The following is a 26,617-nucleotide window of genomic DNA, read 5'->3' on the forward strand; positions in this document are numbered from 1 at the left end:
ACCGCCCGGCACACGCCGCGTCGGTACCGGGCCCCACCGGGCGGAGCATTACGAGAGAGGACACCACCATGGCAGATCGTGTACTGCGAGGCAGCCGACTCGGGGCGGTGAGCTACGAAACCGACCGTGACCACGATCTTGCGCCGCGTCGGATGGCACGCTACCGCTGCGACAACGGCGAAGAGTTCGACGTGCCGTTCGCCGACGAAGCCGAGATCCCCGGCACCTGGATGTGCAAGAACGGCCTCGAAGGCACTCTCCTCGAGGGGGCTGCACCCGAGCCGAAGAAGACCAAGCCGCCGCGCACCCACTGGGACATGCTGCTCGAGCGTCGCTCGGTCGAGGACCTCGAGGAACTCCTCAAGGAACGTCTCGACCTGATCAAGAGCAAGCGGCGCGGCTGAACGACCCCCACCGGGTCTCACCACCCGGGCTGCGCAATCGGCGATGCCGTTGCGGGATTCCATTCCCGCAACGGCCTTTCCTTTTCCCAGGATTGCAGGGCCACCTCAGATCGCGGACACGCCACAAAAAGATCAAATGGCGGGCACCCCCGCGGATGGGCGTGCAATTATGGGCGAACCCGCCGGACGAGAACAGGTCGCCGGCACCACCTTCACATCACGCACCGATCATCCGACGATCATCCGGTTGGCAGCACCCGGGGGGTGAATACACGTGAACGACAACAACACCGTCACCGGTAGCGACACCACGCGGCACATCGACACCACGACACACATCGACACCACGACACACATCGACACCACGACACACATCGAAGACGCCGGCGCCGATGCTGCGGCCGCGCTCGAGGCGTTGCGCGTCGAACTCGATCGCATCGACCGGACGTTGCTCGACGCCGTCCGAGACCGGCTGACACTGTGCACACGCGTCGCCGAACTCAAACAGCAACACGACATCGCGGTGCTGCAACCCGGCCGCATGCAACTCGTCCACCGCCGCGCCCGCGACTACGCCGACCGCCACGGCCTGTCCGCCGAGTTCGTGCGTGCACTCTACGACCTGCTGATCGGCGAGGCCTGCCGGGTCGAGGACCTCATCGTCACCGACAGCGACGACACCGCGCCGAGCTACCGGGACGACACCGCGCCGAGCCACCGGGACGACACCGCGTCCAGCGAACGCCGGAGCTGACCCCGTCATGTCGGCGTCCGCGTCCTCACCCGCCCCCGGTGCGTCCCCCCCGGTCCGCACCCTGCTCGTGGACAACTACGACTCGTTCACCTACAACCTCTACAGCCTGCTGACCCGCGTCAACGGCACACCCCCGATCGTGGTCACCAACGACACCGCCTGGGACGAGATCCTCACCCTCGACTTCGACAACGTCGTCATCTCCCCCGGGCCCGGGCGTCCCGACCGCGAACGCGACTTCGGGATCAGCGCCCGCGCCCTCACCGAACTGCCCGTCCCGGTGCTCGGTGTGTGCCTCGGACATCAGGGGCTGTGCCACCTGTTCGGCAGCGCCGTGGTCCGCGCCCCCGAACCGGTGCACGGCCGCACCAGCGACATCCTGCACGACGGCACCGGGCTGTTCACCGGCATCCCGTCCCCCTTCACCGCCGTGCGCTACCACTCGCTGATCGTCGAGCAGGTACCCGACGAGTTCGAGGTGCTCGCCCGCACCGCCGACGGGTTGCTCATGGCCGTCGCGCATCGCCAGCGTCCCCTGTTCGGGGTGCAGTTCCACCCCGAATCCATCGGCACCGACTACGGATTCGAACTGCTCGACAACTTCCGTGCCACCACCCCGACGCATGCCCGCACCAGCCGCAACGGGGTCGCCGCGCCGCCCCCGGCCGCCTTCCGCTACGTGCTCGAAAGCCGCACCCTCGACTGCCACCCCGACCCGCACGCGGTGTACGAAGCCTTGTTCGCGGCCGGCCCGCACAGTTTCCTGCTCGACGGCAGCGACGCGCTCGAACCGGACTCCCGGTTCACGGTGATGGGCGACGCCGCCGGACCCCGCGCCGAATTCGTCACCTACAGCGTCGCGGAAACCCTTGTGCACGAAGATCACCGGGACGGCAGCAGCACCTCCTACCACTGCACGTTCTTCGACCACCTCGACCGGCGTCTCACCGAGCGGCGGGTCGCCCCCCGCGACGACCTACCGTTCACCTTCGGGCTCGGTTACGTCGGCTATCTCGGCTACGAACTCAAAGCCGACGCCGGCGGCCAACTGGTGCACACCTCCCCCGTCGCCGACGCCGCCATGGTGTTCGCCGATCGCGCCGTCGTCCTCGACCACGAGGCCGGCCGCTGCTACCTGCTCGCCCTCAGCGACCGGGTCGGTGAATCCTCGACCGCGGCGTGGTTCGACGAGACCGCCGCGGTCCTCGCAACCCTGTCCGACTCGGTGCCTGCCGCACCGCCGCCGCTGCTCGTGCGCGCCGACCGCGACGAGCAGATCCGGGTACGGCACGACCCGCAGCGCTACCTCGAACTCATCGGCCAGTGCCTCGCCGAGATCCGCAGCGGCGAAACCTACGAGGTGTGCCTGACCAACACCGCGACCGTCGACCGGCACATCGACCCCCTGCGCACCTACCGGGTACTGCGCAGCATCAGCCCCACCCCGTACAGCGCCCTGCTGCAATTTCCCGGACTGTCGGTGCTCAGCGCATCCCCGGAACGGTTCCTGCGGATCGGCACCGACCGCGTCGTCGAATCCAAACCGATCAAAGGCACCCGGCCGCGTGGCACCACCGCCGCGCAGGACCACGCCCTGCGCGAGCACCTGCGGCACTGCGAGAAGGACCGCTCGGAAAACCTGATGATCGTCGACCTGGTACGCAACGACCTCTCCCGGGTGTGCACCCCCGGATCGGTGCACGTCCCCACCCTCTTCGACGTCGAAACCTACTCTGCTGTACACCAATTGGTGTCCACCGTCCGCGGAACCCTGCGTCCCGACATGACCGCGGTGGACTGCGTGCGGGCCGCGTTCCCCGGCGGCTCGATGACCGGCGCACCGAAACTGCGCACGATGGAGATCATCGACAAACTCGAGGACGGGCCACGCGGCGTCTACTCCGGGGCACTCGGATATCTGTCCCTGACCGGCACGGTCGACCTGTCCATCGTCATCCGCACCATGGTCGCCACCGACCATCAGGTCAGCTTCGGCATCGGCGGCGCGATCGTCGCACTGTCCGATCCGGACGACGAACTCGAAGAAACCCTGGTCAAAGCCGTCGCGATGCGCCGCTGCCTCGCAGACCCCGGCGCGGGCGGCACCGGCGCGACCGAACCCCGCGACATCGCCTCGCTCACCGACGGAACCCGCCGGTGACGGCGGCACCCACCGGGCCGGTCGTCGTCGCCGGAGGCAGGGGCGCCGTCGGCGCGATGCTCGTCGCAGCGCTCCGACGCGACGGCCACCGGATCCATATCCTCGACCCGAACCCCACCGATCCCCCTACCCGACAATACGATCCGCAGTGCACCACCCTCCGCGCAGACGTGACGGCACCGACCCCCACCGCCGAATCCGCACTGCGCGCCGCCGCGACCGTGGTCCTCGCCGTCCCCGAACCGGTGGCCCTCGCCGCGCTCCCCACCCTGGCGACTCTCCTACCGCCCGGCACCTTGCTCGTCGACACCCTGTCCGTCAAAACCGCGATGGCCGGCGCCGTACACACCGAACTACCCGGCCACCCGGCCCTCGGCATCAATCCCATGTTCGCCCCGTCCCTTGCCATCGCGGGCCGCCCCGTCGCCACCGTCGTCTACCACGACGGACCGCAGGTCGAGCGCTTCGTCGCGACGCTACGCAGTTGGGACGCGCGTGTCGTCCCGGTCGGCGCGGACGAACACGACCGGATCACCGCCACCACCCAGGCCCTCACCCACGCGACGGTCCTCGCGTTCGGGTTGGCGCTCGAATCCCTCGACCCGCCCGCCGCCGCAGACGCCACCGCCCCGCCACCGCACATGCTGCTGCGCGCCCTCCTCGCGCGCGTCGCCTCCGGCGTGCCCGAGGTGTACCACGACATCCAGGCGGCCAACCCGTACGCGGCGCACGCCCGCCGCGCACTACGCGACGCCCTCGACGAACTCGACGCGGCTGCCACCGACCACCGGTTCGACGCGTTCGCGGCGGTGATGACCCGGGCACGAACCCCACTCGCACCCGAACTGGACCGGTATCGTGCCCTGTGCGGGCACCTACTGACGATGCTGCCGTCCGCAGCATCCGGACCCGACCTCGAGAACGGGGGGCCCCGATGATCGATCCCGACCTCGGAATCCCACTCGCACCCACCACCGCCCCCGCACCGGTGCGGGCCCGGCTGCGTCCACCGGAACTACCCGACCACGACCCGACCGACCCCGTCGAAAGCGCTGTGATCCGCGGATTGTCCCGCTCCTGGGGTCGCCGCGCCGCGGTCAAGAAGACCGAACCGGACCTCGACGCGATGTTCGAGCCGACGCTCCGCGACTTCCCCGACACGATGATCCCGTTCCACACCCACCCGCGTTACCTCGCGCTCGATGAGCAGCACCGCGCCCGGATCGGGGCATGGGCCTGGATCGCCTACAACAAAAATGTCATCGACATCGAACAGCACGTCGTCAATCCCGGATTCGGGTTGATCACCGCCGACGTATTCGGTCTCGGCCCCCACGACTCCGTCACCGTCGGGGTACTCCAGGCCATGGTCGACGAGCAATATCACACGCTCATGCACCAGAACGTCAACGCGCTGACCCGCCGACGCCGCGGCTGGGCGATGCCCGATGCGGCACTGCCACCGTGCCGCACCGTCCGCGCCCACGACGCGGCGGTCGCTCACGCCCTCGACCCGCGGCACGCGGCGCTGATCCGATTGGCGTTCACCACCGTCGCCGAAACCTCGATCAGCGCCTACCTCGGTCTGTTCACCGGCGACGAGACGATCCAGCCGGTCAACCGCAGCACTGTGGCCGTGCATCGCCGCGACGAACTGTGCCACAGCTCCCTCGCCGGGGAACTACTGACCATGGTGTTCGACGAACTCGACGCCACCGAACGCGAACTGCTGCTCGACGCGCTCGCCACCGGGATCGAGGCATTCACCGGCAACGACATGGACACCTGGGCCGCGATCCTCGCGCACGAGCAGATCCCGGGCGGACAGGTCATGCTCACCGACACCGCCGCGGCGGCCGCCGCGCAACCGGTGGTACAGGACTGCACCGCGATCCGCCGCCTCTGCGCACACCTCGGGGTCGAAACCGACCTCGTGGCACGCGGCCCGTTCGCCCCCCCGCGGTGAACAGCGACGGCCGATCCCCGACGAGCGTCAGCGCCCGGTCGACCTCACCGGCAGAGCCCGCTCCAGCAGAGCCCGTGCCTTCGACACCCGCGACGCCAGTCCCCACAGCGTGACCTTGAGCAGCGCTTCCTGCACGATATTGCCGCTCATCTTCGATTCACCGATCTCCCGTTCGGTGAAGGTGATCGGCACCTCCGCGACGTCGAACCCGGCCTGCAGGGTCCGCCACGCCAGATCCACCTGGAAGCAGTAGCCGTGCGACGCGATCGCATCGAGATCGAGGGCTTCGAGCACATGCCGCCGATACGCGCGGTAGCCGCCGGTGATGTCCTGGACAGCCACCCCGAGCGCGAGCCGTGAGTAGATGTTGCCGCCGCGGGAGAGCACCTCCCGATGCCACGGCCAGTTCACAACCGTGCCGCCGGGCACATACCGCGACCCCAGCACCAGATCGGCACCCGCATCGACCCGCTCGAGCAGAAGATGCAACTGCTCGGGGGCGTGACTGCCGTCGGCGTCCATTTCCACGAGCACGGTGTAGCCGCGCTCCAGACCCCACCGGAACCCGGCAATGTATGCGGCGCCCAGACCGTTCTTCTCGGTGCGGTGCATCACCTCGATGCGCCCACCTGCTCCATCGGCCCTTCGGTCGGCCGCCGCGAGCTCGTCGGCGAACGCGCCGGTGCCGTCGGGGCTGCCGTCATCGACGATCAGCACGTGGGTGTGCGGAAGCGCAGCGTGCAGCCGCTCGACGATCCGTCCGATGTTCTCACGTTCGTTGTACGTCGGAATGATCACCAGGGTGCGGGCGCTCGGTGCGCTCGTGTCCCCGGCCGGCGTCACCGCTGCCATCAAAGGTCCTCCCTGTCGAACCGGCCGGCGGCCGGGGTTGATGCTGCGCCGGACTCGGGCTGTGACCCCGACGCATCGCGTCGCCGGCGGTCGCGCACGAGGGCGACACCGGCGGCGGCCACGGCCCCGACACAGAGCACGAGCTCCGGCCCGGGTCCGAACCGACTAGCCAGCGTAGCGTCTTGCCGCAACTGCACGCGCGCAACCAACGCCGCCGGCTCGAACAAAGCGGTGCGTTGCTGCACCCGACCGTCGGGGTCGATCACCGCGCTGACCCCACTCGTCGCGGCGACAATCACGCTGCGACCATGCTCGACGGCACGCACCCGCGACATCGCCAACTGCTGATACGTCATCTCCGTGTCCCCGAAAGTGGCATTGTTCGTCGGCACCGCCAGCAGCTGCGCACCGGCCTCGACCGAATCGCGGAACGCCCGGTCGAACGCCACCTCGTAGCAGGTGGCCACACCGATCGTGATGCCCGCGGCCGTCACCGTGCCATCGCCGTTGCCCGGCACGAAGAACCCGGCGCGGTCGGCGTATTCGGAGAACAACCGGAAGAACGACCGGTACGGCAGATATTCACCGAACGGCTGGATGATCCGCTTGTCGTGCCGCTCACCGGGCCCGCCCTGCGCGTCCCACACGATCACCGAATTGGTGGTGGTGCCGTCACCGTTGACCAACACCGCCCCCACGAGAATCGGAGCACCGATCGCGGAGGACGCCGCGGTGATCTCCGCGGCAGCATCGGCATTGCGCAGCGGATCGATGTCGGACGCGTTCTCCGGCCAGATCACCACATCCGGGGCGTCGACCTCCCCGGCACGGACCTGCCCGGCAAGCTCGAGGGTCCGCGCGACATGGTTGTCGAGAACCGCCTTGCGTTGCGCATTGAAATCCAGGCCCAGACGCGGCACGCTGCCCTGGATCGCCGCGACCGTCACCTCACGCCCGACCGAATCGGCAGTCTCCGGGGTGACGACCAACGGCCACGCCGCCAACGCTGCGAGCGGCGCCAGCGCCGTCCACGCCACCGCAGGCAGCAGACCTCCGCGAGCCGAGTCACCCCGCCCCGGCGCACCGGCACCGCGGGCGCGGCCACGCAACACCGCGACCACGATCGCTGCCGCACCACTGCCGATCAACGCCACCGCGAACGACACCAGCGGGGCGCCCCCGACCGCGGCCAGCCACACCAGGAACCCGTCCGGTTGCCCGAACGCCAACCGGCCCCACGGAAACCCACCGAACGGCACCGACGAACGTAGATACTCGGTCAGCGACCACGCCGCCGCGATCCACAGCGGCGCCCCCGGCATCGACCGCAGATGCACCACCAACGCCCCGAACACGCCGACGAACAACGCTTCGACCGCGGCCAGCGCCAACCAGGGCAGCGGACCGACATACACCCCGATCCACGGCAACAACGGCACCAGGAACCCGAGACCCGCGAGATAGCCGTACCCGAAACCCGCCCGCCGCCGCATCGGCCGTGCCGTCACCACCGTGACGAGAACAGCGATCCCCACCGGCGCCAGAAACCACAGTGGCCGCGGCGGGAAACTCGCGAACACCAGCAGCCCGGCACCCACGGCGGCAAGCGACCGCACCGACACCGGGGTCAGCCGCCGCCTCCACGACGACCCGGCCCCCGACGCGGCCGGCGCAGCATCCTGCGGGACGGGGCTCACCGCTCGTACACCACACGGCCGCGATGCACGCTGCGCACCAGCACCGGATCCTCGGTGCCCGGCGTCAGATCCGGCAGCGGCGCGACCCGCGACCGCGGATCCGTCGACCAGCGCTGCACCCCGTCCTTGGGAGCACTGATCACCAATTCCCCCGCCTCCCACACCGCATACGACGCCGGCGCCCCCGGATCCAACGTGCCCGCCAGACCGTCCCGGACCCCACCGGCCCGCCACGCCCCCCGCGTCGCCGCGGCGAACGCGGCGCGCGGTGAGATGCCGCTGCCCTCGGTGCGGTGATGCACCGCCGCCCGCAGCATCGCCCAGGGGCGCGGCGCGGTCACCGGCGCATCGGACCCGAACACCAACGACGTGCCGGTCGCCGCGATCGCCGCGAAATCGTTGAGGGCGGCGGCCCGCTCGGTGCCGAGCCGCTGCGCGTACATCCCGGACGTGCCACCCCACGCCGCATCGAACCCCGGCTGCATGCTCGCCAGGATCCCGTACCGCGAGAGCATCTGCGCCTGCGCGGCGGTGACCGCCTCGACATGCTCGAGACGATGCCCGCACGACGCGACCGCGGGTCCACCCAACTCTGCGGCGACCTGCTCGATCGCCGTGAGCGCCGCGGCGGTCGCACCGTCACCGATCACATGGAATCCGGCCTGGATCCCGGCGACGGTGCAGGACCGCAGGTGCGCGGCGATCGCGTCCACATCGAGATAGCTGCGGCCGCAACAGTCCGGCGCATCGAGATACGGCTCCGACAACCACGCGGTGTGCGACCCGAACGCACCGTCGACGAACAGGTCGCCGCCGAGCGCGTGGGCGCCGGTGTCCGCGAGCACCGCGCGCGCCTGCTCCGCCGTCGTCACCGCCTGCCCCCAGTAGCCGCGCACCTGCACCGGATGGTCGAGGGCGAGCAGTTCGGTGAAGTCGTCGAGACCGAAGATGTCGGGGCCACCACATTCGTGCACCGCGACGATCCCGTGCGCGGCCGCGTCGTCGAGGGCCGCGGTGCGGGCGACCGCGCGCTGCTGCGAGGTCAGCGCCGCGTGCGCGGCGACGCGCACCGCATGATGCGCGGCGGCCGTGAGCGGCTGCTGGGGGTGACCACCGTCGAGGTCCGTGACCTGCGCAGCCGCCCGCAACGCGGTGGAGGCCGCCGCCGAATGCGCATCGACCCGCGCCAGGTACACCGCCCGGCCGGGAGCCGCAGCATCGAGATCTGCCGTGGTCGGCGCCGCATCGGGCCAGGTGGTCTCGTCCCAGCCCTGCCCCCAGATGACGGCGTCGTCGTGGGTGGCCGCGAACTCGGCGACCCGGCGCAGCATCTCGGCGCAGCTACCGGTATCGGACAGATCCACCGCAAGCGGGTTCCGCTCGGTGACCGTCAGCCCGTGGGCGGTGACGTGCATGTGGGTGTCGACGAAGCCGGGGGCGACGAACAGTCCACCGAGGTCGATGATCTCGGCGTCCGGATGCAATGCCTTCCCCGGGCGGTCCTGACCGACCCACACGACGCGCCCGTCCGTGACCGCCATCGCGGTCGCGTCCGGGGCGGAAGAACTGTAGATGCGGCCGCCGACGAGCAGCTGGGTGCGCGGTGCTGAACTCACGAGAGTCCAGTCTGCCCCCTCGTCACGGGTGTCGGCGGGGCGGGGTATCGACGATCTCGCCCTCGAGCACCCCGTCGCTGCGGATCACCGGGTCGCTCGGGGCGGGTGCGGTCAGTCGCGGATCGGCACCGAGCACCGTGTGCTCGACGACCTGCCCGTCCACCACCACCGTGCGGGCCCCCCGCACGGTGGTGCCGTGCCGCGCGACCTGCCGCGCCGCGAACATACGCACCAGCGGACGCAGCACCGCGCGGGTCGGCAGCAGCAACACGATGCCGAGCACACCGGTGATCAACCCGGGCATCAGCACCAGGGCGGCGCCGACCCCGATGAGCGCACCATCGGTGAGCATCCGCTCCGGCGTCACGTCGAGGTTCGGTGCCGTGCCGCCGCGCAACGAGGTCAGATCGCGCAGTGCGCGGCGCCCGCGTGAGGCGAGTACCGCGTAGCCGAGCACACTCACACCCAGGAACAGCAGCACTGTGACGAGCGCGCCGAGCGTGGAGCCGAGCCAGGCGAGCACGGCGATCTCCGCGACCACGTAGGCGAGGAACAACAACAGATACATGGCGGTCCTTCCCGATGGCGGCCGCACCCGTCTGCCCTGGGGTGGCCGGCCGTTACCCGATCAACGAACGGAACCGCGATTTTGCTCCCGACCCGGCGCGGCTCGTGCGCGCCGCCCCCGGCACCGCGCCCCGACGTGATCGAATAGCGCGTTGACTGCTCCCGTCCCTGAAGGAACGGGGTTCCTGTTTCATCGGCCACCGCCAGAAAGGAGAACTCCTTTGAGGTCTTACGTCGCCTCCGCAGGCGTTTTATCTCTCTGCCAGCCCGGCAGCGAGGATGTTCCTGGCGGCGTTGGCATCCCGGTCATGGACAGTGCCGCAGCGGCACGTCCACTCGCGGATATTCAACGGCAGACGGTCGTGCAATGCTCCACATTCGGAGCACACACGAGTCGACGGATACCAGCGGTCGACGACCAGCAGGTCACGGCCGTACCAGTCGGCCTTGTACTCGAGCATGGTGCGCAACTGCCGCCAACTCGCATCCGAGATCGCTCGGGCGAGAGAGTGGTTGGCCACCATGTTGCGCACCGACAGGTCCTCGATGGCGATCGCTTGGTTTTCGCGGATCAGCCTCGTAGACAACTTGTGCAGGTGATCGGTCCGCCGATCGGCGATCCGCGCATACACCCGGGCCACTTTCCGTCGGGCCTTCTCCCGATTGTTCGACCCCTTCTCCTTGCGGGACAGTTCCCGTTGGGCCTTCGCCAACTTCAGTCGGTCCCGGCGTTCGTGGCGCGGGTTGGTGATCTTCTCCCCGGTCGACAAGGTCGCCAGGGTGGTCAGGCCGACGTCGATTCCGACCGTGGCGGCAACCTGCGGCAGTGTCGTGATGGTGTCCTCGGTGAGGATCGAGACGAACCAGCGGTCCGCCGAATCACGGGAGACGGTGACCATGGACGGCTCTCCGGGCAATCCACGCGACCAGTGGACATCCAGAGGCTTGGACATCTTGGCCAAGGTCAGTTGTCCGTCACGCCAGCTGAACCCGGACCGGGTGTACTCCGCACTCGCACGCGACTTCTTGCGCGATTTGAATCGCGGGTACTTCGCCCGCTTGGCGAAGAAGTTCGAGAACGCGGTCTGTTGATGGCGCAGCGCCTGCTGCAGTGGTACCGAGGACACCTCCCGCAGGAAGGCCAGATCGTCGGTCTTCTTCCATTGGGTCAGAGCGGCGGACGCCTGCACGTACGTCGTCGACTTCTGCTCGGTGGTGTACCGGCGCTGTCGTTCGTCGAGGGCTTTGTTCCAGACCAGTCGAACGCACCCGAACGTGCGGTTCAGTTCCGCAGCCTGTTCGGGCGTCGGATAGAAGCGGTACTTGAACGCCCGCTTCACCGCCTTCTTCGCCATGGCTTACACAGTACACATTCAATATGTAAGAGAGGAGGAAGGCGTTTCCTCCCGGCCGTGAACGACCGGGTTTCCACGCCTAATCCGCGATGACCGCCGCGGACTGGGCCGTACTGCTGGTGGCGGCCACGGCCGCCGGGTGGGTCGACGCCGTGGTCGGCGGCGGCGGCCTGATCCTGTTGCCGGCGCTGTTCCTCGTCGCACCGCAGCTCACTCCGCAGGCGGCGCTGGCGACGAACAAGCTCACTGCGATCTTCGGCACCGGCGCGGCGGTGCTCACCTTCGCGCGGCGCATCCCGTTGCAGTGGAAGATCCTGGCCCCCGCGGCTCTGGTCGCGGCGGTGTGCGCGGCCGCGGGCGCGGCGGCGGTGTCGCTGATCGACCCGGACGCGTTCATTCCCCTCGTGATGGTGGTGCTGGTGGCGGTGGCGGTGTTCGTCACGGCGCGCCCCGTCCTCGGGACCGCGCCGGCACACAAACCGAGCGTGTTGCGCGTGGTGCTGGTGATCGTGGGGGCGGCCGCGGTCATCGGGTTCTACGACGGCATCCTGGGCCCCGGCACCGGCACCTTCTTCATCATCGTGTTCGCGGCGATGCTCGGCAGCGAATTCGTCACGTCCGCCGCGATGGCGAAGGTCCTCAACTTCGGGTCGAACCTGGGGGCGCTGGTGTTGTTCGCACTCGGCGGGCACGTGTGGTGGACGCTCGGATTGGCCATGGCGGCGTGCAATGTCGCCGGGTCGGTGCTCGGGTCACGCACCGCGCTGCGGCGCGGCGCCGGGTTCGTGCGGGTCCTGCTCCTGATCGTGGTCACAGCGATGGTGATCAATCTCGGAATCCAGCAGTTCGGATGAACAGGCCGATACGCTGCTGCAGGTGAATGTCGTCGATCCCGATTTCCTGGCGCTACCGTTGCCGCGCATCGCCGATGCGGCACTGTCGGTGGCCCGCGCCGCCGGCGCACAGCACGCCGATGTGCGGGTGCATCGGGTGCGCACCCAATCGTTGATGCTGCGTGACAGCGCGGTCCAATCTGCGGTGGACGCGTCGGATCTCGGTGTGGCGGTGCGCGTGCTGATCGACGGAACCTGGGGTTTCGGCTCGCACCCCGACCCGGACCCCGACGGCGCCGCACACGCGGCCACGCGGGCGGTGACGGTGGCACGGGCACTGCGCCCGCTCAACCGCGACCCCGTCGAATGGGCACCCGAACCGGTGTACCGGGACGCGAGGTGGTGCTCGGACTACGAGATCGACCCGTTCGCGGTGCCCACCGGCGAGAAGATCGCGGTATTGACCGACTATTCACGCAGGTTGCAGGGCTCGGACGGGGTGCATCACGTCGCGGCGGGATGCGAACTGGTCAAGGAGCAGAGCTTCTACGCGGACCTGGCGGGCTCGTCGATCGCCCAGCAGCGGGTGCGCGTGCATCCACATCTGGAGGCGACCACCGTGGACCGGGAGGCCGGGACGTTCGAGTCGATGCGCACCCTGGCCGCACCCACCGGGCGGGGCTGGGAGTACGTCGCGTCCGACACCGTGTGGGATTGGTCCGGTGAGCTCGCCGCGCTGCCCGAGTTGCTGGCCGAGAAGGCGCACGCACCGACGGTGACGGCGGGCCCGACGGATCTGGTGATCGACCCGACCAACCTGTGGTTGACCATCCACGAATCCGTCGGGCATGCCACCGAATACGACCGGGCGATCGGCTACGAGGCCGCCTATGCGGGCACCTCGTTCGCGACCCCGGATCAGCTCGGGTCGCTGCGCTACGGCAGCGCCGCGATGCACGTCACCGCCGATCGCACCCACCCGCACGGGCTGGCCACCGTCGGGTTCGACGACGACGGGGTGGCCGCCCAATCGTGGAATCTGGTGCGTGACGGCGTGCTGGTGGGGTATCAGCTCGACCGAGCGTTCGCCGCGAAGGCCGGTGCGGCGCGCTCGAACGGCTGCGCCTACGCCGATTCGGCGCATCATGTGCCGTTGCAACGGATGGCGAACGTGTCGCTGCAACCGGATCCGCAGGTCGATCGCTCCACCGCCGATCTGATCGGCGGGGTCGAGGACGGCCTGTATGTGGTCGGTGACCGCAGCTGGTCGATCGACATGCAGCGCTACAACTTCCAGTTCACCGGGCAACGCTTCTACCGGATCCGCGGCGGCCGCCTCGCCGGGCAGGTGCGCGATGTGGCGTATCAGGCGACCACCACCGACTTCTGGGGTGCACTCGAAGCGGTCGGGGGCCGCTCGACATGGCAGCTCGGCGGCGCGATGAACTGCGGCAAAGCGCAACCCGGACAGATCGCGGCGGTGAGCCACGGCTGCCCGTCGGTGCTGCTGCGGCAGATCGACGTGCTCAACACCCGGCAGGAGAGCGGCCGATGATCGACGCACCCCGGCTCGTCGACTCCGCGTTGGCCGCGTCCCGCGCCGACGAGACGATCGTGCTGGTCACCGACAGCGAAGACGCGAATGTGCGGTGGGCGGGCAGTTCGCTGACCACCAACGGGGTGATGCGGTCGCGCAGCTGGACGGTGATCGCCATTCGCCGCGACCCGCAGCCCCGCTGCGGCATCGTCACCGCCCCGAGTGTGCCTGCCGACGAGGTCGCCGCGGTGGTGGCCGCGGCGGTCGCGGCCGCCGACACCGCCGCCGAGGCCACCGACGCGATGCCGCTGCTGCCCGGCGACGGAGTGCCCGCCGACTGGGCGGACGCGGCGGCCGGCACCGGCATCGAGGTGTTCGGTGACGTGATCGAGGCGCTGGCCGGCGAATTCGGCGACACCGGACGAGATCCGCTGTACGGGTTCGCGCACCACCAGGTGCGCACCACCTGGCTCGGCACCTCCACCGGGCTGCGGCGCCGGTGGACCCAGAAGGACGGGTCGCTCGAGATCACCGCCAAACGCGGCGGGCTGTCCGGCGCCGGCGCGTGGGCGGGGGCCGGCACCACCGACTTCACCGATGTCGACACCGCGGCGCTGGTCACCGAACTGGACCGGCGGCTCGGGTGGGCAGGCACCTCGGTGGCGTTGCCACCGGGCCGGTACGAGACGCTGCTGCCACCGTCGGCGGTGGCGGATCTGATGATCTATCTGATGTGGTCGATGGCCGGGCGCGGCGCCGAGGAAGGGCACACCGCATGGTCACGGCCGGGTGGTACCCGCGTCGGCGAGACCGTGGCGGCGTTGCCGTTGACGTTGTCGTCGGATCCGGGCGCGCCGGGCCTGCGCTGCCCACCGTTCCTCACGGCGACCGCCTCGACCGACACGGTGTCGGTGTTCGACAACGGCCTCGACGTCGGGCGCGTCGACTGGATCCGCGAGGGCTCCGTGCACGCGTTGGCCTATCCGCGGGCCGCGGCGGCAGAATTCTCCGCGCCCGTGACCGTACCCGGCGAGAATCTGCTGCTCACCGGCGGTTCGGATGCCACCCTCGACGAGATGATCGCCGGCACCGAGCGGGGTCTGCTGCTCACGACCCTGTGGTACCTGCGGGATGTGGACCCGTCGACCCTGCTGGTGACCGGCCTGACCCGCGACGGTGTGTACTTGATCGAGGACGGGCAGGTGCGCGGCGCGGTGAACAACTTCCGGTTCAACGAATCACCGCTCGATCTGTTGCGTCGCGCCGTCGAGGTCGGTGCGACCGAGCGGACATTGCCGCGGGAATGGAACGACTGGTTCACCCGTACCGCGATGCCGCCGATGCGTATCCCCGATTTCCACATGTCCTCGGTCAGCGCGGCCCAGTGAGTCCGTCCCCGACGATCGGGAGCCGGTCAGGGTAGGTCGCGGCGGTGCCGCGCGGGGCTGCCGACATGCAGTGCGTTCGGGGCACAGTCCGCGGTGACCAGGGAAGCGGCGCCGATCACCGCGCCGGCCCCGATCGTCACTCCCGGCAGGATCACTGCCCCGGACCCGATCCAGGCGCCGTCCCCGATGTGTACCGATTCTCCGGTGAGCGGCCCGGCGCGCTGTGCGTTCGGTCCGGTGCGGTGACTGCTGGTGAGGACCCGCACATGATCGGCCAGGAAGACACGGTCGCCGACGGTGATGTCGGCGACCGTGTCGAAGAAACACCCGTGGTTGACGAACACCCCGGAGCCGAGCGTCAACCGGCCCAGCCCCTGCACCACCACGCCGCGGTGGATCAGGCTGGGCGCCGACACTCGCACCCCGGCGCCGCGGAGCAACCGGTGCCGCAGGGCGCCGGGTATCAGCGGCAGCCCCGCGGCAGCGACGAACACGGATTGGGACAAATAGATGTGCCGCACCGAGGTAGCGCCTCCCGTAGAGTCTGTCGACAGCCGTCCTTCCGACAGCCGATGTCTCCTAGAGCAGGTCGGCGAGTTCCTTCGTGATCTCTTCCGGGGTGACGGTCGGCTCGAAGCGGCGCACCACCGCGCCCTCGGGGTCGACGAGGAACTTGGTGAAGTTCCACTTCACCTCGTCGGTGCCGATCGCCTCGGGACGCGACTTGCTCACGTGCTCGAACAGGAACCCGTTGTCGGGACCGAAGTCGCCGGGCGCCTGCGCTCGCAGATAGGTGTACAGCGGCGCCGCGTCGTCGCCGTTGACGTCGATTTTGCCGTAGACGGGGAACGTCACGTCGTAGTTCACCGAGCAGAAATCCTGGATCTCGCTGTCGGTGCCCGGCTCCTGCCCACCGAACTGGTTGCACGGGAACCCGACGACCTGCAGGCCGGCGTCCTTCTTCGCACGGTGCAGTGCCTCGAGTCCCTCGTACTGCGGGGTCAGCCCGCACTTGCTCGCAACGTTGACGATCAGCAGGTGCTTGCCGCGGTGCGCAGCGAGGGATTCGGTGCCGCCGTCGGCGGTGGTGACGGTGAAATCGTGGACGCTCACAGCTCTCCTCGGGGGTTGTTCGGGATCGGGCATGTCGAATTCAGATACGCGGGTCTGCACGCCCGGCTCTGTGTACTCGGGGGCACTCGGTGTTTTCGGGTCACTCGGTGGGATCGAGGGTGCAGGCCAACCCGATCGTGCCGGACCGGCCGCGACGCAGCAGGCTGCCCTTGACGGTCAGCCACCCGAACAGTCGGTATTTTCCGATGATCGCGGACCGCGTGTGTTCGGTACCGGCCTCGTCGAGGATCACCGCGGTGCCGGGCACCGCGGCGCTGCGGGGCCGCCCCCGCGCATCGCACACCGCGAGCGTGATGCGCGGATCGCGTCGCACCCGCCCCACCTTGTGCGAACCGGTTGCCGTCCACACCAACAGGCGGTCGCCGTCGGCGACCGCCCACACGGCGGTGGCGACGGCGGTACCGTTCTTGCGGAACGTACTCAGCAGCACGTATTGAGCGGCAGCGAGGTCGGCGAACGACGGTGTGGTGGCTTCCCCATCAGGCATGCGCCCACCCTACGGAACACCCGCCGCTGCGCGTGCGGCGCCGGCCGGTCATCCGCCGGCCGGCGCGCCGCGAGGCACGTCACGGAACGCGACGTTCGGGTCGTGACTGCGTTCGCGCGGCATCCCCAACACCCGCTCGCTGATGGTGTTGCGGGCCATCTCGGTGGTCCCACCGGCGATCGTGTACGACTGCTGCATCAGGAAATCGGTGCCGCATTCGGCGACCGCACCGTCCTCGGCGTCCCACGCCGCACCGCCGTCACCGGTCATCTCGTAGATGATCGTGGTGATCCGGGTGGCAACCTCCCCGGACATCAACCGCAGGATGCTCGCGGCCTGGTCGGTCATCGCGCCGGTCGCCATCGCCTGCCCGACGCGCTGTTGCAGCGCGTTCTTGACCAGTTCGAGGGCGCCGGCCTCACCGATCAGGTCGCGGGCCAGGGGGTCGTCGAGGCGCCCCGCGTCGCGGGCGACCTCGAGCAGTTCGTCGGTCCGCGACCCGCCGCGGCTGTTGCCGGCAGGCAACGTCGCGTACGGGGAGCGCAACAGCAGCCGTTCGTGGAACATCCAGCGCGTGCCGACGGTCCACCCGGCGTCGACCTCGCCGATCCGGTCACTGTCCGGGATCCGCACGTCGGTCATGAACTCCTGGCAGAACTCCTTCGACCCGCTGAGCATTTCGATGCGGTGCACCTCGATGCCCTCGGCCATCAGCGGCACCATGAACACCGTCAACCCGCGATGCTTGGGCACATCCCAGTTGGTGCGGGCCAGGCACAACGCCCAGTCCGACCACCAGGCGCCGGTGGTCCAGATCTTCGAGCCGTTGAGGATCCAGTCGTCGCCGTCGCGCACCGCGGTGGTCACCGCGCCCGCGACATCGGAACCACCGCTGGGCTCGGAGAGCATCTGCATCCACAGTTCCTCGCCGCGCAGGATCGCCGGGATGTGCCGCTTCTTCTGTTCCTCGGTGCCGAAGTCGAGGAGCACCGCTGCGCACGGCACGAACGTCGGTGCCTGCAGGCGCGCCGGATACTCGAAACCGGCCAGTTCGTCGTTGAGGACCCGCTGGTGTGCGGGGGTCAGTCCCTGCCCGCCGTACTCGCGGGGAATGCTGACCCCGGCGAGCCCGGCGTCGAACATCGCCCGCTGCAGTGCGCGATCGTGGGTGACCGCCGCGAGTTCGGCCTCGTCGGAGGTTTCCTTACGCAGCACACCGATGTGGGCAGCAGGATCGGCGGGCGCGAGATTCGCACGGATCCAGGTGCGGGCGCGGGCGCGGAACTCGTCGAGTGTGTCGATCTCGACCTCGGTCTGGGTCACTGTGCGCTCTCCTTCGACGTGGCGGCAGCTGCGATGACGGCGTCGGCGAGCGCCCCGCGGTGTTCGGCGGGGGTGCCGTAGGTGGACCGGTTCGCGGCGACGCGCCGGGTGTACAGATGCAGGTCGTGTTCGAAGGTCAGGCCGATGCCGCCGTGGAACTGCACGCATTCCTGCATCAGGTCGGCGGCATGATCGCCGACATAGGCCTTCGCCGCGCTCGCCAGCCGCGCCGCGTCGGGGGCATCCACCGCGACCGCGGCGGCCGCGGCGTCACTGATCGCGTGACACGCCTCGAGCCACATCTTCATGTCCGCGAAACGGTGCTTGATCGCCTGATAGGAGGCGAGGGCCCGACCGAACGAGTACCGGTCGAACGCCCACGCCACGGTGGTGTCGAACGCTGTCTGCAGCGCCCCGACGGTTTCGGCGCAGCCCAGCACGATTGCCAGATGCCGGGCGTACTCGGCGTCGGCGGCACCGTCGCCCGCGGCGCCGAGCAGTGCGCTCGCAGGGAGCCGCACCCCGTCGAAGTCGACCTTCGCGTAGCGGCGGGTCAGATCCACCGAACGCATCGCGGTGATGGTCACGCCGGGAGTGTCGCGCGGTACGAGGACGTGGCTGAGACCCTCGCCGGTACGGCCGGTCACCAGCAGCACCTCGGCGGTGCCTGCCGCCTCGACGGGGCGTTTGGTGCCGTGCACGATCACCTCGTCGCCGTCGACGGTGATCTCGAGTGCTGCGGTGGCGGCGCGGGCCCCGGGGGCGGGTTCGGCGGTGCACCATGCGCCGGTGACGGAGCCGTCCAGCAACCCGGCGAGAGTGTCGGGGTGGCTGTCGTGCCTGCCGAGCAGGGCCGCGACGATGTTGGTCGGGACGAGCGGTCCGGGGGCGGCGCGCCGGCCGAACTCGTACGCGATCAAGGTCAGGTCGAGCAATCCGGAGTCGCTGATGGAGCCGCCGCCGTGTTCCTCGTCGACGAGCAGGCTGGTCCAGCCGAGTTCCGCACCGGCACGCCAGAAGTCCGAGTCGTATCCGGCGGCGTCGTCGCGCAGACCGCGCAACACCGCGACGGGGGTGCGTTCCTGCAGGAACCGTGCGGTGGTGTCTCGGAAGAAGTCCTGGTCGGGCGTGGGTTCGAGCAGCATGCAGTGCCTCTCGTCTCGGTGGCACTCACCAACGGAGTACCTCAATCTCAATAATGAGAATATAGTTATCCCATCCTGTAAAGGAAAGTCTCTTCCCTGAGCTGTGGGAGACCACCACCGCACCCGGATACTGGAGGACGTGACCGCGCCGAACTCGAACGACGACACCGCAGCAGTAGACGTGCATCTGCCCGCCGGGACGCTGACCGCCCCGCAACTGCAGGCCCTCGCCGACCTCGCCCACACCCACGCCGGTGGCATGCTGCACCTGACCATGCACGCCCACCTGCGACTGCACGGCCACCGCGCACACCTCACCGCCGCCCTCACGGACGCCGGATTCACCGTTGGCCACCCCGACCTGCCGCACCTGCTCGCGTCCCCGCTCAGCGGACGCATCGGAGGACTACGCGACATCCGGCCCCTCACCGACGCCGCGCTCCCCCACCTGCCCACCGCCCACCCCGGCGCGGTACTCGGACTCGACGACGGCACCGGCGACATCGTCGCGCTGACCCCCGATCGCGCCCTGCTCGCCCTGCCCGGCGACGAATGGACACTGGTCCTCGCCGGCAAGGACACCGGCCTCCGGCGTTCCGGCCCCGCCGCCGCCCTCGACCTCCTGCTCGCCACCACCGCCACCGCGGAACCCTCTGCCGCCCCGGCCACGCCCGTCGCCCTGCCCACACCCCCGAACCCACCGATCGGATGGCTCGACCAACCCGACGGCACCGTCACCCTCGCCGGAGGCCTCACCGGCGGCGTACTCCCCGCCCGCCTCGCCGAATTCCTCGCCGCCGTCGACCACCCCCTCGTCCTGACCCCCTGGCGCTCGATACTGCTGTGCGACCTCCCCGAACAGATCGCCGAACAAGTCGTACGGGTCCTCGCCCCGATGGGATTGATCTTCGACGCACACTCACCACAGCTGCGGTAACGACCGAACAGCCCCGCAACCCGCACCATCGGCCTACCGTGACACAGGTGAGTTCCGACCCCTCAGACTCCGCCTCCCCCACCGCCGACCCCGACACATTCGACGTGATCGTGCTCGGCGGCGGCCCCGCAGGCGAGAACGCAGCGCAGTACGCCATCGCCGGATCCGACCGCACCGCCGCCCTCGTCGAACACGAACTGGTCGGCGGCGAATGCTCCTACTGGGCCTGCATGCCCAGCAAAGCCCTACTGCGCCCCACCCAGGTCCTGACCACCGCCACGCACATGCCCGGCGTGCAACAACACGTCACCGCCGACCACGTCGACACCCCCGCCGTCCTCGCCCGCCGCGACACCTTCACCTCAGACCACGACGACTCCTCACAAGTACTCTGGGCCGACGCCGCAGGCATCGACGTGATCCGCGGCCACGGCAGCCTCACCGGAATCCGCACCGTCACCGTCACCGTCACCGTCGACGGCGACCACCCCCGCACCCTGCACGCCCGCCACGCCGTCGTCCTCGCGACCGGCACCCTCGCCACCGTCCCCGACCTCCCCGGACTGCGCGCGGCGCTGCCCTGGACCTCCCGCGACGCGACCAACCTACGGCAGATCCCACGCCGGGTCCTGCTGATCGGCGGCGGCGTCGTCGCCTGCGAAACCGCCACCTGGCTACGACAACTCGGTGCCGACGAGATCACCGTCGTCGTACGCGGACCCCGACTGCTCGCACAGGCCGAGCCGTTCGCCGCCGACGCCGTCGCCGCCCGGATGCATGCCCACGGCGTGGAGGTGCGATTCGGCACCGAAGTCCGCTCGGTGGCGCGCCCCGACGCCCGCGATACCGGCGTCGGCATGATCCACGGCGGCCCGATCACCGTGGATCTGACCGACGGCAGCACCCTCGAGGTCGACGAACTCGTCGTCGCCGCAGGCCGCAGACCCACCACCGACGGCCTCGGCCTGGACTCGGTGGGGCTCGACACCAACGAAGGCGTCCCCGTCGACGACCATCTCACCGTCACCGGCGTCGACGGCACCTGGCTGTACGCGGTCGGCGACGTCAACGGCCGCGCCGCCCTGACCCACATGGGCAAGTACCAGGCCCGGGTGTGCGGCGACGTCATCGCCGCTCGCGCCGAGGACCGATCCCTCGGCGGATCCCGCTACCGGGCGAGCGCCGACCACGGCCAGGTCCCGCAAGTGATCTTCACCGTCCCCGAGATCGCCTCCGTCGGCCATACCGCCGCATCCGCCCACGACGCCGGATTCGACGTCGAGGTGCTCGAGTCCGACATCGACGTCGCCGGCGCCGCCCTGCACCGCGACGATTTCACCGGGCACGCTGCGCTCGTCGTCGACCGCGCCACCGACGTCCTCCTCGGCGCCACCTTCGTCGGATCGGAGGTCGCCGAACTCGTCCACGCCGCCACCGTCGCGATCGTCGGGAAGGTGCCCCTCGACCTGCTCTGGCATGCCGTCCCGGCCTACCCCACGGTCAGCGAAGTGTGGCTGCGTCTCCTCGAAACCCGCCGCCACTGAAACTCTTTCGCACTGGCGGCAGACACAACATCGTCATACAAGCCGACCTCCACCGGCCCGACAAGACCGGATCAGTGCAGGACCTCAGGGAATACGCGCGGTCGAGCGGAGCCCGACGACGTGGACCTGGACCCGTGTGCCGCCAGCCCGAATGAACCGACTCGGCCGCCGCGAGAGTCTGCGCGAGCAGGACCGCGATCGTCATCGGCCGCCGCCCGTCGACCGGCGAGCGGGACGTCGTAGGCATCGAGGAGGCGAAGAATCCCGTCGGGCGTGCAGGAATGGACCCCTTCTCCCCGAATGACATTGCAGCGAAGCTGTGCATGGTGACTCCATCGGCGTCCATGCCCACCTCGGCGCACCGGTTGCGCTTCATGCGCACGTACGTGTGCGAGGCAGGATCGTCACCGGCCAGCACAGTGGCAAGGCATGGGCGATGTCCGTGCAACTCGGTGAAATACGCGGCGTCACGGGCAACGGCGCCGTGCAGCATTGCTGCTACGGCGCGCCCGTCGAGGAGGTCTGCGGTCACGATCGGTCCTCTCGATCGAGTCGAGAGGACACCCGGGCGGTCGATGTCGACCCTGATAACCTACGGGCAGTGAACACCATTTCTTGTGCGTGACCTCCGAGTCTCGCGTCGACAGTGACCGACGCCGCGCGTCTGCGGCGGTGATTCCGCATGCCGTGTATGGGAACCCGACGCCGGGTTCCCCGCGACCGCATCCCACCGGAATCTTCCCTCGGAGTTCCCATGTCCACCACCTCGTCCACCGACACTTCTCTGTCCCATACCGACCTGCACGGCGACTGCAGTCGCTGTCATGCACTATGCTGCACCGTCTTCGGGTTCTCCCGCTCCGCGGACTTCGCCGCCGACAAACCCGCCGGGTCGCCGTGCGCACACCTCGGGTCGACGTTCTCCTGCACCATCCACGACGCATTGCGCCCGCGCGGCTACCGCGGCTGCACCGTGTTCGACTGCTTCGGTGCGGGACAGGCGGTCTCCGCTCGGATCCCCGCCGAACACCTCACCGCGGCGTTCCCGAGGATGAAGCAGCTGCACGAGATGCTGTGGTATCTCGCCGAGGTACAGCACCGCGCATTCGCCCCCGAGACCGTCGCCGCCGCCCGCACCCTCTGCTCCTCGATCACCCGGGCCACTCGTAGCGACGCCTCCGAACTGCTCACCCTCGACCTGGGCCTACTGCATGAGCAGGTGCGCGCCCTGCTCATCGACGTCAGTGTCGAACTGCGCGCGTCGTATCTCGCGTCCGCCGCACCGGATCCCCAGCTGGGTCCCGGCGCAGACCTGGCAGGCCGGTCCCTGCGTGGCCGCCGACTGTGCGGCGCCGACCTGCGCGGCGCATGCCTGATCGGCACGGACCTGCGGGACTGCGATCTGACCGCGGTGGACCTACTCGGCGCCGACCTGCGCGATGCCCGCCTCGACGGCGCCGACCTGTCGTCGGCGTTGTACCTGACCGGCCCGCAGGTCGCGGCGGCGCGCGGTGATCGCGACACGACGCTGCCCCCATGGGTGCCGGCGCCCTCGTGGGGCCGGCAGCCCTGAACTGCCCGAACCACCGGCCCCGCCGAACCCGTCGGTCCCTCCTGGCACACTGGATTCGCACATGCGTACGACGACCACGGGAAGGTGGGTGCTCCGATGGGGAGCCGGGACGAGTCGGGCCTACTCGAGTGGGTCGCGTCGTACCTGGAGACACTGCAGACCGCGAAACGCTCAGCGCACACCGTCAAGGCCTACCGTCTGGATCTGCACGGGGTGTGTGCCGCACTCGCGGCGGCGCGCGGCGGCGCCCCGGCGGAACTGACCATCGCGGACCTCACGATCCGCGCATTGCGTACCGCGTTCGCCGCGTTCGCCCGCGAACGCCAACCGGCGTCGGTGCGCCGCGCGTGGTCGGTGTGGAACAACTTCTGCAACTTCCTCGTCACCGAGGGGCTTTCCGAGGGCAATCCGATGGCCTCGATCACCCAACCGAAGCGACCCGAACACACCCCGAAGGCCTTCAAGCCGGCCGCCGTCGGGCAACTCGTCGACACCTTGACCCACGACGCGCAGCATCCGAGCGGATCGTCGCGGGATTGGCCGCAGCGCGACCTGGCGCTGGTCGCGACACTGCTGCTCACCGGGATCCGATCGGAGGAGTTGATCTCGCTGGATCTGGGGCACATCCTCGGCGGGATCGACGCCCCGGTCCTGCGGGTCCACGGCAAGGGCGCGATCGAACGGGAAATCCCCCTCGAAGACAGCTGGACGGCGATCGTCTCCACCTACCTGCACGAGCGCTACACCCGGTTTCCGCCGCTGCGGCGGTCGGTTCTCGCCGACCGCACGGATCTGCCGGTGTGGGAGCGGCACACCCCGGCCGATCCGTTGTTCGTCGGGGCCGATGGGCAGCGCATCACCCGCGGCACCCTGCAGTACCGGGTACGGCGCATGTACCGGCGGGCCGGCATCGAATCCGAACGGAAGCGGGGAGCGCTCGCGCACGCGCTGCGGCACACCTTCGCGACCTCCCTGGCCGACAACGGTGCCACGATGGTCGAACTGCAGCAATTGCTCGGGCACCGATCCTTACAGACCGTGCAGATCTACACCTCGGCGACCAACGATGCGGTACGGCACGCGGCCCGGCACAACCCCGTCTACGGATTGCTCGGTGGATCCGATCGCACTGTGGACGACGGCGAGAGCTGACAGACTGGTTCCGAACCGCAGTGTCGAGGTGCGCGTCCCCACGTGAGGACGCACCGAGAACAACGAAGGAGCTTGCATGAGCGTCGAATCGGTGGAAGCTGCGCGTCATCGCGTCGTGGTGATCGGATCAGGGTTCGGTGGGTTGTTCGCCGCGCAGGCCCTCGCCCGCGCCGATGCGGACGTCACGTTGGTAGCGCGTACTACCCATCACCTGTTCCAGCCGTTGCTCTACCAGGTGGCGACGGGCATCCTCTCGGTCGGTGACATCGCCCCGGCCACGCGCATGGTGTTGCGCAAGCAGGACAACACCCAGGTGCTGCTCGGGGAGGTCGAGGACATCGACCTCGCGAACCGGACGGTCGGATCCCAATTCCTGGAGCGCCGCACCGTCACCGAATTCGACTCGCTGATCGTCGCGGCCGGCGCGGGTCAGTCCTATTTCGGCAACGATCATTTCGCCGAGTTCGCGCCCGGTATGAAGACGATCGACGATGCGCTCGAGTTGCGAGGACGGATTCTGGGGGCGTTCGAGCAGGCGGAATTGTCCGACGACCCCGAGGAACAGGCCCGGTTGCTCACGTTCGTCGTGGTGGGGGCGGGCCCGACCGGTGTGGAGCTGGCCGGGCAGATCGCGGAATTGGCGCATCGCACCCTCAAGGGCACCTTCCGCAATATCGACACGACGCGGGCGCGTGTGGTGTTGCTCGACGGCGCATCGGACGTGTTGCCCGTGTACGGCGGGAAGTTGTCGAAGAAGGCCCGCCGAACCCTCGAGGGACTCGGTGTGGAAATTCAGCTGGGCGCGATGGTCACCGGCGTCGACGCGGACGGCCTGACGGTCAAGGAGAAGGACGGTACCGAGCGACGCCTCGAATCGCAGTGCAAAGTGTGGTCGGCGGGGGTGGCTGCGAGCCCGCTCGGCAAGCAGCTGGCGGAGCAGTCCGGTGCGGGCATCGACCGGGCCGGCCGGGTCGAGGTCCTGCCGGACCTGTCGCTGCCGGGGCACCCGAACGTGTTCGTGATCGGCGACATGATGTCGCTCGACAAGCTTCCGGGACTTGCGCAGGTCGCGATGCAGGGCGGCAAGTACGCGGCGAAGCAGGTCGTCGCCTCACTCGAGGGGCAGGATCCGTCGCAGCGGCCACCGTTCAAGTACTTCGACAAGGGGTCGATGGCCACGATCTCGAGGTTCAGCGCGGTCGCGAAGGTCGGCAAGCTCGAGATCAGTGGTTTCCTCGGCTGGATCGCGTGGTTGTTCATCCACCTGCTGTATCTGGTGGGGTTCTCGTCGAAGATGTCGACGTTGTTGTCGTGGGCGCAGGCGTTCTTCTCGGCGGGGCGCAACGAGATGGCGGCGACGGAGCAACAGGTGTTCGCGCGGATCGCGATCGAGCGGCTCCGCGACCACGAGAACGGCATCGGCACGGGCACCGACGCTGCCGCCGAGAAGGACACGGACTCTGTGCCGGGGGGTCGCAAGGCCGCCGGCTGACAGGTCACCGCGTGGTCAGTTCCCGATGCGGGAGCTGTCCTCGATGTTCGCGAGCCGCACCTGGCCCTGGGAGACGAGGCGGTCCTGCTCGTCGGTGATCAGCACGCGCCACAATTGCTGGGTGCGGCCCCGGTGGATGGGGGTACCGACGGCGGTGAGGACACCTTCGCGGGTGGCGCGCAGGAAGTCGGTGTTGTTGTTGACACCGACGACGTTGCCGCGGTCGCCGAACCAGGTGGCGCCGCCGATGCTCGCGATCGTCTCGATGACCGCGCAGTACACGCCGCCGTGCACGATGCCGTAGGGCTGATGCTGAGTGGGGCTCACCGTCCACTGCGCCCGGACTGCGTCAGCGGTCAGTTCCAAGAATTCGAGCCCGAGCGCCGTCCCGAAACCGGTGCGATTGAAGGCGGTCATCTCATCGAGCGTGGCGGTGGGATCGGGGATGGACTGATCGGTCATGTCTGGGCATTCTCCTGCTCGATCGGGGCCGGCGGGGCGCCGGTGGCCGTCGAACTATGGTAGGACATGGTCGTTTTCGCCGGTGGCGCCGCAAGCCCCCATGGCGGGTTCCGAACAGAGCGGCGGGGGCCGCCGGGGGGGCGGGCGGCGGGGTGCCCCGGAGAGGGGCCGCCCCCGCGGCGGGGCCCCACAACACACCAAGAAACGATGAATGGCTCCGGACAAGGAAGGAGATATG

At 69.3% G+C, this 26,617-nt stretch carries 24 protein-coding genes and 1 pseudogene; 13 read left to right on the forward strand and 12 right to left on the reverse strand.

Annotated features, from left to right (window positions below; all coding sequences use genetic code 11):
* Positions 1-68 precede the first annotated feature (68 nt).
* The 5 genes from ACFWCF_RS21475 to ACFWCF_RS21495 all read left to right on the forward strand — a co-directional run bounded on the left by ACFWCF_RS21475 (position 69) and on the right by ACFWCF_RS21495 (position 5,285).
* Positions 69-404, forward strand: a complete 336-nt coding sequence (locus tag ACFWCF_RS21475) for an RNA polymerase-binding protein RbpA (RefSeq protein WP_378491271.1) — start codon at positions 69-71, stop codon at positions 402-404.
* A gap of 274 nt (positions 405-678) precedes the next feature.
* Positions 679-1,158: a chorismate mutase family protein gene (locus ACFWCF_RS21480; RefSeq protein ID WP_378565731.1), complete on the forward strand. Its 480-nt coding sequence runs from the start codon at positions 679-681 to the stop codon at positions 1,156-1,158.
* Positions 1,159-1,165: 7 nt separating this feature from the next.
* A complete protein-coding gene (gene pabB, locus ACFWCF_RS21485) occupies positions 1,166-3,319 on the forward strand; it encodes an aminodeoxychorismate synthase component I (RefSeq protein WP_378565734.1) in 2,154 nt (717 codons plus the stop codon).
* A complete protein-coding gene (locus ACFWCF_RS21490) occupies positions 3,316-4,257 on the forward strand; it encodes a prephenate dehydrogenase dimerization domain-containing protein (protein ID WP_378565736.1) in 942 nt (313 codons plus the stop codon). The genes pabB and ACFWCF_RS21490 overlap by 4 nt, the downstream gene beginning before the upstream one ends.
* Positions 4,254-5,285, forward strand: a complete 1,032-nt coding sequence (locus ACFWCF_RS21495; protein WP_378565739.1) for a diiron oxygenase — start codon at positions 4,254-4,256, stop codon at positions 5,283-5,285. Before ACFWCF_RS21490 ends, ACFWCF_RS21495 begins: the two co-directional genes overlap by 4 nt.
* A gap of 27 nt (positions 5,286-5,312) precedes the next feature.
* On the opposite strand, the gene ACFWCF_RS21500 is transcribed toward ACFWCF_RS21495, so the two are convergent.
* The 5 genes from ACFWCF_RS21500 to ACFWCF_RS21520 form a co-directional block, all read right to left on the reverse strand.
* The gene (locus ACFWCF_RS21500; protein ID WP_378565742.1) at positions 5,313-6,137 is read right to left on the reverse strand and encodes a polyprenol monophosphomannose synthase; all 825 of its coding nucleotides are present in this window, start codon (positions 6,135-6,137) and stop codon (positions 5,313-5,315) included.
* Positions 6,137-7,834, reverse strand: a complete 1,698-nt coding sequence (gene lnt, locus ACFWCF_RS21505) for an apolipoprotein N-acyltransferase (protein ID WP_378565745.1) — start codon at positions 7,832-7,834, stop codon at positions 6,137-6,139. The genes ACFWCF_RS21500 and lnt overlap by 1 nt, the downstream gene beginning before the upstream one ends.
* On the reverse strand, positions 7,831-9,450 hold the full coding sequence (locus ACFWCF_RS21510; RefSeq protein ID WP_378565748.1) for an amidohydrolase: 1,620 nt from the start codon (positions 9,448-9,450) through the stop codon (positions 7,831-7,833). Before ACFWCF_RS21510 ends, lnt begins: the two co-directional genes overlap by 4 nt.
* A 22-nt stretch (positions 9,451-9,472) precedes the next feature.
* Complete coding sequence (locus ACFWCF_RS21515; RefSeq protein ID WP_378565751.1) at positions 9,473-10,018, reverse strand: FxsA family protein; 546 nt, start codon at positions 10,016-10,018, stop codon at positions 9,473-9,475.
* 250 nt (positions 10,019-10,268) lie between these two features.
* Positions 10,269-11,372: an RNA-guided endonuclease InsQ/TnpB family protein gene (locus tag ACFWCF_RS21520; RefSeq protein WP_378565754.1), complete on the reverse strand. Its 1,104-nt coding sequence runs from the start codon at positions 11,370-11,372 to the stop codon at positions 10,269-10,271.
* 89 nt (positions 11,373-11,461) lie between these two features.
* Here ACFWCF_RS21520 and ACFWCF_RS21525 point away from each other — a divergent pair, with 89 nt between their 5' ends.
* The 3 genes from ACFWCF_RS21525 to ACFWCF_RS21535 are packed head-to-tail and all read left to right on the forward strand — an operon-like array spanning position 11,462 to position 15,130.
* Entirely contained in the window at positions 11,462-12,226 is a 765-nt protein-coding gene (locus ACFWCF_RS21525; RefSeq protein ID WP_378565757.1) for a TSUP family transporter, read from the forward strand.
* 22 nt (positions 12,227-12,248) lie between these two features.
* Positions 12,249-13,760, forward strand: a complete 1,512-nt coding sequence (locus tag ACFWCF_RS21530; protein WP_378565760.1) for a TldD/PmbA family protein — start codon at positions 12,249-12,251, stop codon at positions 13,758-13,760.
* On the forward strand, positions 13,757-15,130 hold the full coding sequence (locus ACFWCF_RS21535; protein WP_378565763.1) for a metallopeptidase TldD-related protein: 1,374 nt from the start codon (positions 13,757-13,759) through the stop codon (positions 15,128-15,130). The genes ACFWCF_RS21530 and ACFWCF_RS21535 overlap by 4 nt, the downstream gene beginning before the upstream one ends.
* A gap of 38 nt (positions 15,131-15,168) precedes the next feature.
* Here the strand turns inward: ACFWCF_RS21535 and ACFWCF_RS21540 are convergent.
* The 5 genes and pseudogenes from ACFWCF_RS21540 to ACFWCF_RS21560 form a co-directional block, all read right to left on the reverse strand.
* A pseudogene (locus tag ACFWCF_RS21540) lies at positions 15,169-15,318 on the reverse strand (acetyltransferase); the annotation flags it as partial.
* Between the two features lie 391 nt (positions 15,319-15,709).
* Entirely contained in the window at positions 15,710-16,243 is a 534-nt protein-coding gene (locus ACFWCF_RS21545) for a glutathione peroxidase (protein WP_378491282.1), read from the reverse strand.
* A 100-nt stretch (positions 16,244-16,343) separates the two neighbouring features.
* Positions 16,344-16,751: a PPOX class F420-dependent oxidoreductase gene (locus ACFWCF_RS21550; RefSeq protein WP_378565766.1), complete on the reverse strand. Its 408-nt coding sequence runs from the start codon at positions 16,749-16,751 to the stop codon at positions 16,344-16,346.
* A 48-nt stretch (positions 16,752-16,799) separates the two neighbouring features.
* Positions 16,800-18,074, reverse strand: coding sequence for an acyl-CoA dehydrogenase family protein (locus ACFWCF_RS21555; protein ID WP_378565769.1), 1,275 nt, complete (start codon positions 18,072-18,074; stop codon positions 16,800-16,802).
* Complete coding sequence (locus ACFWCF_RS21560) at positions 18,071-19,219, reverse strand: acyl-CoA dehydrogenase family protein (RefSeq protein WP_378565772.1); 1,149 nt, start codon at positions 19,217-19,219, stop codon at positions 18,071-18,073. The genes ACFWCF_RS21555 and ACFWCF_RS21560 overlap by 4 nt, the downstream gene beginning before the upstream one ends.
* Positions 19,220-19,358: 139 nt before the next feature.
* On the opposite strand from ACFWCF_RS21560, the gene ACFWCF_RS21565 reads away from it, so the two are divergent.
* On the forward strand, positions 19,359-20,156 hold the full coding sequence (locus tag ACFWCF_RS21565) for a precorrin-3B synthase (protein ID WP_378565775.1): 798 nt from the start codon (positions 19,359-19,361) through the stop codon (positions 20,154-20,156).
* Between the two features lie 47 nt (positions 20,157-20,203).
* The gene (locus ACFWCF_RS21570) at positions 20,204-21,700 is read left to right on the forward strand and encodes a dihydrolipoyl dehydrogenase family protein (protein ID WP_378565778.1); all 1,497 of its coding nucleotides are present in this window, start codon (positions 20,204-20,206) and stop codon (positions 21,698-21,700) included.
* Here the strand turns inward: ACFWCF_RS21570 and ACFWCF_RS21575 are convergent.
* Entirely contained in the window at positions 21,657-22,193 is a 537-nt protein-coding gene (locus ACFWCF_RS21575; protein WP_378565901.1) for a tetrahydrofolate dehydrogenase/cyclohydrolase catalytic domain-containing protein, read from the reverse strand. The genes ACFWCF_RS21570 and ACFWCF_RS21575 overlap by 44 nt on opposite strands.
* A 261-nt stretch (positions 22,194-22,454) precedes the next feature.
* On the opposite strand from ACFWCF_RS21575, the gene ACFWCF_RS21580 reads away from it, so the two are divergent.
* The 3 genes from ACFWCF_RS21580 (at position 22,455) to ACFWCF_RS21590 (ending at position 25,917) form a co-directional block, all read left to right on the forward strand.
* Positions 22,455-23,273, forward strand: a complete 819-nt coding sequence (locus ACFWCF_RS21580) for a pentapeptide repeat-containing protein (RefSeq protein ID WP_378565781.1) — start codon at positions 22,455-22,457, stop codon at positions 23,271-23,273.
* 96 nt (positions 23,274-23,369) lie between these two features.
* Positions 23,370-24,425 (forward strand): tyrosine-type recombinase/integrase, encoded by a 1,056-nt coding sequence (locus ACFWCF_RS21585; RefSeq protein ID WP_378565784.1) that lies wholly within the window; start codon positions 23,370-23,372, stop codon positions 24,423-24,425.
* 76 nt (positions 24,426-24,501) lie between these two features.
* Entirely contained in the window at positions 24,502-25,917 is a 1,416-nt protein-coding gene (locus tag ACFWCF_RS21590) for an NAD(P)/FAD-dependent oxidoreductase (RefSeq protein WP_378565787.1), read from the forward strand.
* Positions 25,918-25,932: 15 nt separating this feature from the next.
* Here ACFWCF_RS21590 and ACFWCF_RS21595 read toward each other — a convergent pair whose 3' ends face one another.
* Positions 25,933-26,379, reverse strand: coding sequence for a PaaI family thioesterase (locus ACFWCF_RS21595; protein WP_378491295.1), 447 nt, complete (start codon positions 26,377-26,379; stop codon positions 25,933-25,935).
* Positions 26,380-26,617: the final 238 nt, after the last annotated feature.

The organism is Rhodococcus sp. NPDC060090 (assembly GCF_042729855.1).
In the GTDB taxonomy this organism is placed as follows: Bacteria; Actinomycetota; Actinomycetes; order Mycobacteriales; family Mycobacteriaceae; genus Rhodococcus.

Bases quoted from the DNA above. Each gene is read 5' to 3' on its own strand.
- ACFWCF_RS21475 (WP_378491271.1), top strand. From the start codon at position 69: ATGGCAGATCGTGTACTGCGAGGCAGCCGACTCGGGGCGGTGAGCTAC.
- pabB (WP_378565734.1), top strand. From the start codon at position 1,166: ATGTCGGCGTCCGCGTCCTCACCCGCCCCCGGTGCGTCCCCCCCGGTC.
- ACFWCF_RS21495 (WP_378565739.1), top strand. From the start codon at position 4,254: ATGATCGATCCCGACCTCGGAATCCCACTCGCACCCACCACCGCCCCC.
- ACFWCF_RS21500 (WP_378565742.1), bottom strand. From the start codon at position 6,137: ATGGCAGCGGTGACGCCGGCCGGGGACACGAGCGCACCGAGCGCCCGC.
- ACFWCF_RS21515 (WP_378565751.1), bottom strand. From the start codon at position 10,018: ATGTATCTGTTGTTGTTCCTCGCCTACGTGGTCGCGGAGATCGCCGTG.
- ACFWCF_RS21520 (WP_378565754.1), bottom strand. From the start codon at position 11,372: ATGGCGAAGAAGGCGGTGAAGCGGGCGTTCAAGTACCGCTTCTATCCG.
- ACFWCF_RS21525 (WP_378565757.1), top strand. From the start codon at position 11,462: ATGACCGCCGCGGACTGGGCCGTACTGCTGGTGGCGGCCACGGCCGCC.
- ACFWCF_RS21535 (WP_378565763.1), top strand. From the start codon at position 13,757: ATGATCGACGCACCCCGGCTCGTCGACTCCGCGTTGGCCGCGTCCCGC.
- ACFWCF_RS21550 (WP_378565766.1), bottom strand. From the start codon at position 16,751: ATGCCTGATGGGGAAGCCACCACACCGTCGTTCGCCGACCTCGCTGCC.
- ACFWCF_RS21560 (WP_378565772.1), bottom strand. From the start codon at position 19,219: ATGCTGCTCGAACCCACGCCCGACCAGGACTTCTTCCGAGACACCACC.
- ACFWCF_RS21575 (WP_378565901.1), bottom strand. From the start codon at position 22,193: ATGCTGCACGGCGCCGTTGCCCGTGACGCCGCGTATTTCACCGAGTTG.
- ACFWCF_RS21580 (WP_378565781.1), top strand. From the start codon at position 22,455: ATGTCCACCACCTCGTCCACCGACACTTCTCTGTCCCATACCGACCTG.
- ACFWCF_RS21585 (WP_378565784.1), top strand. From the start codon at position 23,370: ATGGGGAGCCGGGACGAGTCGGGCCTACTCGAGTGGGTCGCGTCGTAC.
- ACFWCF_RS21590 (WP_378565787.1), top strand. From the start codon at position 24,502: ATGAGCGTCGAATCGGTGGAAGCTGCGCGTCATCGCGTCGTGGTGATC.
- ACFWCF_RS21595 (WP_378491295.1), bottom strand. From the start codon at position 26,379: ATGACCGATCAGTCCATCCCCGATCCCACCGCCACGCTCGATGAGATG.